The organism is Flagellimonas yonaguniensis (assembly GCF_029193885.1).
GTDB lineage: Bacteria > Bacteroidota > Bacteroidia > Flavobacteriales > Flavobacteriaceae > Flagellimonas > Flagellimonas yonaguniensis.
Genome location: NZ_JARFVB010000030.1, coordinates 1 through 9,154, shown reverse-complemented (window position 1 = coordinate 9,154; position 9,154 = coordinate 1). Strand labels below are relative to the sequence as shown.

General features: G+C 39.1%; 7 protein-coding genes. 5 read left to right on the top strand and 2 right to left on the bottom strand.

Going from position 1 to position 9,154, the window contains the following annotated elements; translation table 11 throughout:
- Positions 1–162 precede the first annotated feature (162 nt).
- On the bottom strand, positions 163–1,824 hold the full coding sequence (locus PY092_RS19435) for an MORN repeat-containing protein (RefSeq protein WP_275617396.1): 1,662 nt from the start codon (positions 1,822–1,824) through the stop codon (positions 163–165).
- Between the two features lie 123 nt (positions 1,825–1,947).
- On the opposite strand from PY092_RS19435, the gene PY092_RS19430 reads away from it, so the two are divergent.
- The 4 genes from PY092_RS19430 (at position 1,948) to PY092_RS19415 (ending at position 7,128) form a co-directional block, all read left to right on the top strand.
- A complete protein-coding gene (locus PY092_RS19430; protein WP_275617395.1) occupies positions 1,948–2,958 on the top strand; it encodes a hypothetical protein in 1,011 nt (336 codons plus the stop codon).
- 445 nt (positions 2,959–3,403) lie between these two features.
- Positions 3,404–4,414 carry a hypothetical protein gene (locus PY092_RS19425; protein ID WP_275617394.1) on the top strand — a complete coding sequence of 337 codons (1,011 nt, stop codon included), beginning with the start codon at positions 3,404–3,406 and terminating at the stop codon, positions 4,412–4,414.
- Positions 4,415–4,483: 69 nt separating this feature from the next.
- The gene (locus PY092_RS19420; protein ID WP_275617393.1) at positions 4,484–6,442 is read left to right on the top strand and encodes a tetratricopeptide repeat-containing sensor histidine kinase; all 1,959 of its coding nucleotides are present in this window, start codon (positions 4,484–4,486) and stop codon (positions 6,440–6,442) included.
- A 29-nt stretch (positions 6,443–6,471) separates the two neighbouring features.
- On the top strand, positions 6,472–7,128 hold the full coding sequence (locus PY092_RS19415; protein ID WP_136564776.1) for a response regulator: 657 nt from the start codon (positions 6,472–6,474) through the stop codon (positions 7,126–7,128).
- 352 nt (positions 7,129–7,480) lie between these two features.
- On the opposite strand, the gene PY092_RS19410 is transcribed toward PY092_RS19415, so the two are convergent.
- Positions 7,481–8,593 carry a LytTR family transcriptional regulator DNA-binding domain-containing protein gene (locus PY092_RS19410; protein WP_275617392.1) on the bottom strand — a complete coding sequence of 371 codons (1,113 nt, stop codon included), beginning with the start codon at positions 8,591–8,593 and terminating at the stop codon, positions 7,481–7,483.
- Positions 8,594–8,802: 209 nt separating this feature from the next.
- Here PY092_RS19410 and PY092_RS19405 point away from each other — a divergent pair.
- A partial coding sequence (locus PY092_RS19405; RefSeq protein WP_470300428.1) for a COG4315 family predicted lipoprotein occupies positions 8,803–9,154 on the top strand: 352 nt, incomplete at its 3' end.

Here is a 9,154-nt window from a genome sequence, read left to right as displayed (position 1 = left end):
GGAGCCTGGTGGTCCAGCAACTTTATATTAAATTTGGGGAGAGGATTCCCTTGGAATTAAATCCCAATCCCTCTGGGGCTAGCCCCAGAGGGATTGATGGATCGGACAGAGTTTAATTTACAGACCCTTGGGTAGCGCAAGCTTTTCATAAAATCAAGTTTTCTAGAACTCATCTGTCAATTGTCCATCACCCCAAATACCTTTTTGTAGTATTTTATGCTCATTGTTATAAAAAATACCAAGTCCAGTGCGTTTTCCTTGTGAAAAATCACCAAGATAATATTGTCCGCTAGGTCTATAGAATTCTTGACCGTAACCGTCATGCTGTTCATTTACAATTGTTCCGATATGCGCCATTCCAGATTTCCAAGAATAAGCACCTACATGATCTCTTTTACCATTGGTAAAAAACCCAACATAGCTATCTCCATTGTCAAACTTGTAGTACCCAAATCCATTCTGACAGTCACCTACACAGTTTCCCCGTGCAATTTTCTTCTTGTAATCATCGGTAAGGAAATCCTGAACCAACTTTCCTTTTTCGTATTTGCCTGCCTGCAATATTTCACCTTCGTTTTTAATATAGCCATAGCCATTCTGATACCCTTTTGCCCATTGTCCAATGTAATAGTTCTTACTGTCTATCCATGTGTATATGCCAAATCCATCTCTAAATCCATCAACAAAGTTTCCCTGATAGTATCCTGAATTGTCCTTGTAAAATAAAGTTCCTTGCCCATTTGCCTTTCCGTTGCTAAAAAAGCCTTCAATAGTGTATGTCCCAAAATCTGCTTTGCCAAAGCCATTGGAACAGTCACCATTTAAACATGTTATGGAGACCTCGTTTTTGGTCGCTTCGCCCTTCCCTTGTTTGGTGTCGTTTCTGAGCCTGGTAATGTCTTGAAGAAATTTCATGGATTTAGACATTAAAATGGGGTCGCTGAGTTTTGGCAGGTCTTGTAATTTATCTTGATTGGATGAATAAGCCAGTTCCGGAGTTGTTGGTATACTGTTACCGCTAATGGTGCCGTTAACGTAGGTGATGGTCCTGTATTTTACTTCGTCAATATTCCATTGATACTTACTTCCCGAATAGTTAGATGCTTTGAATTTTGTTCTTTTGATCCAATTGCCATATTCATCATACACATAATCGTATAAAATGCTTTCCCATATATCGGACATCCCCAATTCTTCCTCCAAATGGTTTTGGTCATTGTACCGAAAGTAGCGTATGTCATCTTGGTTATATGATTCATGTAATTTTAATCCATCGTAGGAATAATTGCTCGTATAGAAAACCGTGGCCTTACCATTGCTGGATTCGGCAAGTTCATAAACGATCACATATTTTTTATATTTAAAGATGGCCCCATATTTTAAACCACCCAGAACAATATATTGCCCTTCATCATTTTTTACGGTTTCTGGCAAGTCATCCGAAATTATACCAATAGGTGTTTTGTAGATGTAAAGTGTTTTGGCGATTCCTTCTTGTTTTCCCGATGAGTTGAATTTCTTCATAATGGCTTTTGAACTATCGGCCAAGTAATTATAGGAAGTACGTGTTTCGTAAATGTTGTCCAAGTAAAGTTTATCCTCTGTCAAATACCCATTGGAGTCGAACAGAAGTTCATTCTTTTCACTATATAAATGGGCTCCAATAGCATGATATTTGGTGATGGACATCGCTTTTACCTGTCCGTCCTTTATATCAAAATTGTTAAGGTGTAGGTTTTGAGCAGACCCGTTGTTATAAAAAAAGTGTGCAAGAATTATAAGTACGGTAGAGGAGAGTTTTTTGAGAATGGTTTTGGAATTCATCTGTTTTGATGGATTGGTTTCCAGCAAAACTACCGGAAACCCCACCTGTAGTGCAATAGGACAATTGCCCTATTGTATGGATTTGTACAGGTTCTAATTTTGGTTCTGCAAAATAAATGACTCATGCCCACATTAGAAACATTGCCCTTAGAACATGGAGACAAGACCAAGCTTAGGCGTCAGTTATATGGCATGTTGCTATTTCCGGTAGTCGTGATTGGAATATTCTGGTCGTTCCTTTCTATTATGTTCAATTCCAGTTTTGCCAATGATTCCTTTGGCATTTATATGATGATGGCATTCTCGGTTTTATTTTTTGGCGTCATAGCCTATATCATTGCATCTACAGCAATCGATTTAAAAAGAAGGGTTAAAACACGGATTTCTGGAAAGATTACGGATAAGAGGCTGCACAAATCCACTGTTAGTAATAGACCTGTTCATGGTCATAGAAATAGGACAAAAACCAGAAGTTCATATTATATCTATATTGATAATGATGAGTTTGCAGTGGACTATTCTTGTTACTCCAAAGCTAGGGTGGGTACAGAGGTGCAGTTGGACCGTGCACCCAAATCAGGAATCATATTAGATCTTCAAGTGGTGCGGCAGGTTGATGAAGCCAACGGTATTCCGAAAGAAGATGAAGAAGAAAAGCATCTGGAGAAGCATGTACCCCACGCTAGATATACTCTAAAAGATTATGAGGTTTTGAATCGTAAATGGAAAGCTGAAATAAAAAATCGCTTGGTCAAATCCAGTCCTTTTCTAGCCATCGGATTTCTATTGATCATAAATGGATTTTGGAGTTTTGTAGTTGTTCTTTTTCCGCTATGGGCCGTACCCCTTTATCAAGGATACACACTTTACTCAGTTTACCGAAACTATAATAAGAACAAGAATAGATCATACAAACGTGGCGTGCCCGCGGTATTGGAGGATAAATTTACCCATACCTCTAACCGCCATTCAAATAACAATCGGATAGTACTTACAACAGGGTCACTCTTGGTAAGTACGGTCTTGTACGATAAACTTTCTGTTCGTGATAAGGTGATTTTATATAAAACCCAATATGGTAATATACCGTTAAGTATAGTGCTTCCCAATGGTGAAGAAATCCATCTTCTCTAAAAGCTAATTATGCTCGGTAGTGTGTTGTTGTTGATTGCGATGATTGGACCTATGGTACTCTTGGCGACTTTTCTTCATTATCTTTTTCCTGTTGAGAATGTCAATGGATTTGATCAATGGGTTCCAGCGATGGTATCGGCGCTTTCAGCTTGGTCCTTTTTTACAAGTTGGTTATGGTTTTATCTGTTTAACCTCTATTTGAGTATGCCCGCATTCCTTCTGGCACTTGTACTACATCTATATACCGTCCGCAAAAAGCTGAATCCGAAGTTGATACGGATAAATACCGCCTTGTTAATGGCTACAATATTGATGGGGTTTGTAAGCTTCCTTTATTTTGATATTTAAGATGAAAACTGTCGGTTTTCCTTCATTTTACGACAATTGCCCTATTGAAACCAAGATACTGGGAGACTAGGTTTGTTCAAAACTTTAAACCAATAGTATGAAACGTATCAACTTATCTGTATTTTCTTTTTTATTGATCCTAATGTGTGTCTTACCAGAGGTCAATGCGCAAAATGTCAAGGATTTTAAAATCAAAATGTTGGGGCCTGCTAATTTGAATTTTAGAAAGAGTCCTAAGAGGATTGTTATTTCCGATTTTCAAGTCAATTTCCAAACAGCGCTACAATTAGAGGATAAGAAAAAAGGCGGAAAACTGTGGAGAGGTGGAATAAAGGGCGATGCCAAGGCATCTTTGACCTTGGTATTGGATGGGCTCAATATGGACGAGCTGCAGCAACTAACCGATAAGCTCTTTGAACAATATAAGGCAGACCTTGTTTCCAAAGGATTTGAGATAGCTCCCATTGAAGAGTTATGGAACCATAGCACCTATCAAAAAAACCGTGAGAAACGATGGGATTTAAGGTCAGGTCAAGGTGGGGAAAAAGGAGATGAGTTCGGGGCCATCGTGATGCGTCCTACCGGTCAAAAATTTATTGTGAACAAGCAATCCATGGAAAATAAGAAGACCGGTCCCTTGAAAATAGCCAATTATGAAGAGCAAGTCGAAATGAAGGTATCCAACCAAAAAACTGATTTTATATTCAATAAGGTAGTGTTGAACGTACTGGCTTTCGATAATGCATTGAGCGAAACTACACGAGCCTTGAACAGACATGCCGGATATGCACAGGTAAAGGCAGAGACCGATTTTAAGATTGATTCAAAAAGTTACAATAAGTTTAATATTGGGATGATGGTATCCAATCGTGGCGTAGAGGTTGAAGGCGTTCTTGAAAAACAAAAATTTGATGCTTCCCAAGGAGCAGATGTGGACAGAAGAGGAATGGATGCTGGGGTTTTTCACATTTGGCGTGTAGAGGACAAGGAAGATATAAATGTTTCAGTCGTTAAATGTGACCCCGAAACGTATAAGAAAGGTGCAGAACTGGCCATTACATCTTTTTTGGATGCCACTATCGAGAAGTTGGTGGACAAAGCGAATTAATTTTTCTGCAAAAACTTAAATTATATAATCAATTGGATTAGTTTTAAGCACCAACCATTTTTTTCTCTAATGACCATTTTTCAGAAGACCCTGATTCCCATTTTACTTTTCGGCCTAATGTCTTTGCATACTGTTGAGGCGCAGGATATTCAACAAGCTATCAATGCGTTGAAAGATACCTTTGAAGTCAAGGAAGGTGGGGATAGGATTCTTGTCTTGAAAGATATCGCAATGAAGTTTCGTTCCATAGATATGGACAGTGCCAGATATTATACAGAATTGGCATTTCATGAAGCAGAAGCTTTGGATGACGATTATTACAGGGCCAGGATATGGATTGTGTACGGGATTCTCTCTTGGGACGAGGGCAGACCCAAAGAAGCATTGAGTTTTCATTTGAAGGCGAAACCTATTTTGGAAAACTCCAAAGATTATTTTGTTTTGGGTAGTCTCTATACCAATTTAGCCAATACGTACGAAGCACTATCTGAGTTTGATAAGGCGGTAGATTTTCAGTTTAAGGCTTTGGAAAGCTTTACGGAAGGAAAGGATACCCTTTGGATAGCAGGATCCTATTTGAATTTGGGGAATAGATATAAGTTGATTCAAGAACCTGGTCTATCCATGGAATATTATCTCAAAGCATTGGATTTGTACGAAAGAATCGGGAACAACTATTTTATGGCGATGTGTTATAACAGTTTGGCCGTGGCCTATTTAGAAAACAAACAGTATAACAAGGCCATTGAATATGCCAAAAAATCGTACGACACCAATAAAGATGTAGGAGCTGTTTTAGAGCTCGCATATCCTTTGACGAATTTGGCCTTAGCCAGTTGGGCACTTGGTAAATATGATGAAGCGGAACTTTATTATAATGAGGCCATAGCCCTTCAGGAAAAAAAGGGAGAGCGTTTGGCCCTGATTTCCCTAAAAAATGACTTGGCCAATATATATCTTAATCAGGGAAAAACGAATCGTGCCGAAAAATTGGCGCTGACCACATATCGAGAAGCAGATTCTATAGATTACCTTCCAGGTATTGATGCACTTTCCAAGACGCTGTCCTTGATTTACGAACAAAAACCCGATTTTAAAAAGGCCTATGTTTATCATCAAAAACATAAGGCAGCAAGAGATAGCTTATACTTTACAGAAAAGGCCAAGGAAATGTTTAACCTAAAGGAAAAGTACGAGTCGGAACAAAAGGAAAATGAGATACTCCGTCAAAAGAACGAACTGGTCGAAGGCGAGCTTGCTCTAAAAAATAGGAACAATATGCTTATGGGCAGTGGGGCTCTTTTGGCCATACTGCTTATTGTCGGTTTTGTGATTTTTCGTGAGCAAAAGGTAAAGGCGAAGAACTTTGCTAGGGAAACCGCTTTGGAGAAGGCTATGGCCGAGGCTCGGGCACAAGAAAACCTAAAGGAACAACGTTTACGGATTGCCCGAGACCTGCACGATAATATAGGGTCGCAGCTCACATATCTTACCTCCATAACCGATTCCGCTAAACGGGGCATAGATAAGGGTGAGGTGTTTTTAATGGAAAAGCTTACCCAAATGAAACAATTTTCACTTGTCACTATTTCTGAGCTTAGGGATACCATTTGGGCCATGAACAAGGATGAGATCAGTTTGGAAGATATCAAAGAAAGAACCCAGCAATTGGCCGCGACCGTTCATGAAGCCACGGATGATAAAGTCAGGATGAAGGTTGAAGGGAGGCCGGATCATAAGGTGCTCAATGCCTTTGTAGGGATGAATCTTTTCAGAATTATTCAAGAATCCGTGAACAATGCCGTAAAACATTCCGGGAGTGAACAGATTCAAGTCAGGTTTACCGATATTGATGAAAAAGTACAAATTGAAATAGAGGACTTTGGCCAGGGGTTTGACACATTGCAGTCATCAAATGGCAACGGACTTCAAATTATGAAGAACAGGGCCGAAAAAGCCGGGATTGATTTCAAACAAGAAAGTATAATCGGTAAAAGCACCAAGGTAACATTACAGGTTAAGGCATAATTCTTTCAGCACAAAAAAAATACAAGACCATGAGCAAAATCAAATTGGCCATTGTGGATGACAATACGTTCTTAGCTAGGGCCATCAAAGAAAAATTGGTCGATTTTGAGGAATTGGACATCAAGTACATGGTTTTTAATGGTAGCGAGCTGCTTGCTAAACTGGAAAAAAGCCATAATCTGGATTTGGTGTTAATGGATATAGAAATGCCCATTTTGGATGGGATAGAAACTGTTCGTATCATAAAACAGAAATATCCCCACATTAAAGTGCTCATGCTTACCGTTTTTGACAATGATGAAAATATCTTCAATGCCATCCAGGCCGGTGCCGATGGTTATTTGCTCAAAGAGATTGAAGGGCCAAAGTTGCACAATGCCATTGTTGAGACCATTGGCGGGGGTGCGGCCATGAGCCCTTCGATAGCGGTAAAGACCCTAAAATTATTACGCTATCCCGAAAGACAGGAATCACTGTCCGTGCAAGAGGAAGAAATTTTGCTCAGCGACCGCGAAAAGGAGGTGCTGGAGCAACTGGCCGAGGGGTTAAGCTATACCCTGATTGCCAAAAATCTCTTTCTCTCACCAAGTACGGTTAGAAAACATATCGAGAATATTTATAAGAAGCTTCAGGTCCACAACAAGTTAGAGGCCGTGCAAAAGGCAAGAAGACAAAGTTTAATATAGTACTTCAAAAAGTGTAATTTATATTGCTTTAAGTATATTTGAAATGACGAAAGACAAATCAATCACAAAAGTTCACAAATCGTCAACATTTTGAAATCAAAAAGTGAAAACCCCAATAAAACTGGGGGTCCGGGGGAAAAGTTCGATTCTTGCCGGGGCTACTTTTTGATTTCTGAATGATTAAAATGGAAGCTCAATAATCATCCATTAAATATTGTTAAAAGCATTTGATGCCCTTGGAGGGACAAAAGTCCCAAAAAGTATAGCTTTTAAAGCGTTTATTGTTTAAATACCTGTTGTTTTCTCTACCCCCTCCCATTTTTTAATCAGAATCTTTATGTAGTGATAATCATCATGAATTCAGCCATTTTTTAAATTCCGAGGCCTTGTTCTTACTGACAATGATATTGATGTTTGATTCGGGTACCACCTCAATCTTCAACTGATTGTTACCATACCTCAAAATTTTATGAATGGCATTGATGGAGAGGATAAATTGCCTGTTGGCCCTAAAGAACACGGAGTCGTCCAAATCATTCAAAAGCTCTTCCAAACTATTATTGCTAGTAGTAACCTTGCCATCCAATCGCTTTACATAAGTAACCGTGTTTTCGGTATAGATATAAGCGATATCCTCCATGCCCAATGAAACCAACTCATTTTTCAAATAGGTCAGTATTCTCTTCTTGCTCTCAGTACCATAGGTTTCCCTTCCATTTTGGTCGGAACCATCCATTTTTTTCTTGTAAGTGGCCAAATCATGGTTCAATTTGGAAAGGCTCAGTACCTCTTTGGAAAGTGTTTCGTTTTTCTGTTCCAATGCCCTTTCATAATTACTGCCAATAAATCGAACCATTAAAACGGACAGGAACACAATAATCAGTCCAGTGATTACATGGACCATGAGAAAATTGGTCTTTACACTTTTGACTTCCTCATTGATTTTATCCATATTGGCATGGGCCGCAACAATCCAATCCGTATTGTTTACAGGGAAAAGATAAATGATTTCGGACTCTCTATTGGGATCATTGAAATCCCTTACCCCTCCACCTTTCTCTTTATCTTTTAAATAAGAATAAAAATCTTTGGAGTCCACTTCTTCCTCGATTCCCATAACGTAGGATTCGTCAGGCCCGGTTATCTTACCAATTTTATCTGGATTCGGATGACAGATTTCTTTCCCCGACCAATCAAACATGCACACAAAACCTGACTGCATGTTGGTATTCTCGATACTGCTTTGAAAATTCTCGATAATGGTTTCCTTGTCAACATTATTTTCAATTTGATAATTGATCATCTTCGCCAATTCTTGAGCCTCTCGTTTACTTGACTCCAGTTGAATCTTTAGAAACTGTTCTGTACTGAGACCGACCAAATAGTTCATACTGAAATAGGCCGTAACAAACACAATGGCCAATAGGGATAAAAATGTGAATAAGTAGAGTTTGTCTTTTTTCATGTGTGCCACAATTTGTAGCTAAAAATAGGAATACACTTCGAAAAGTTAAGCTACCATGGTCACAAAAGTATTTGTCCCAAATGTGGCTTTTTTTCAAGTTCGTTTTATCCCTTTTAAGGTGTTTTTTTCCCTATCGCGAAGTTTTCTTTTGAGGCAGGGGGTTGGTATAGGTTCATTTGCGGAAGTAAATCTATTAAATGTAATTAATCATGAAAAAAACAATTCTACTGTTCGTTACATCAATGTTCCTACTACATAGTTGTAGTAGTGATGACAATGGTGGGGGAACGATGCCCGAACCTGATCCAGATGGCACACCTGAACCAACCGTTAGTGTGCAGCTGGTCAACAATGCTACACACGGTCAAATTTTAACCGATGGTAATGGCAATTCACTTTACTTTTTTTCCAAAGATCAAGATGGACAGTCTGCTTGCGGCGAAGCAGGTGGCTGTATTGATATTTGGCCTGTTTTCCATGTCGAAGATTTGATTTTGGACGAAGGACTTTCCGCTTCCGACTTTGGTGAGATCACCAGAGAGGATGGCGACAAACAGACCA

What these genes read in the sequence shown, in the direction of transcription:
- PY092_RS19435 (WP_275617396.1), bottom strand. Translation starts at nt 1,824, where the DNA reads ATGAATTCCAAAACCATTCTCAAAAAACTCTCCTCTACCGTACTTATA.
- PY092_RS19430 (WP_275617395.1), top strand. Translation starts at nt 1,948, where the DNA reads ATGCCCACATTAGAAACATTGCCCTTAGAACATGGAGACAAGACCAAG.
- PY092_RS19425 (WP_275617394.1), top strand. Translation starts at nt 3,404, where the DNA reads ATGAAACGTATCAACTTATCTGTATTTTCTTTTTTATTGATCCTAATG.
- PY092_RS19420 (WP_275617393.1), top strand. Translation starts at nt 4,484, where the DNA reads ATGACCATTTTTCAGAAGACCCTGATTCCCATTTTACTTTTCGGCCTA.
- PY092_RS19415 (WP_136564776.1), top strand. Translation starts at nt 6,472, where the DNA reads ATGAGCAAAATCAAATTGGCCATTGTGGATGACAATACGTTCTTAGCT.
- PY092_RS19410 (WP_275617392.1), bottom strand. Translation starts at nt 8,593, where the DNA reads ATGAAAAAAGACAAACTCTACTTATTCACATTTTTATCCCTATTGGCC.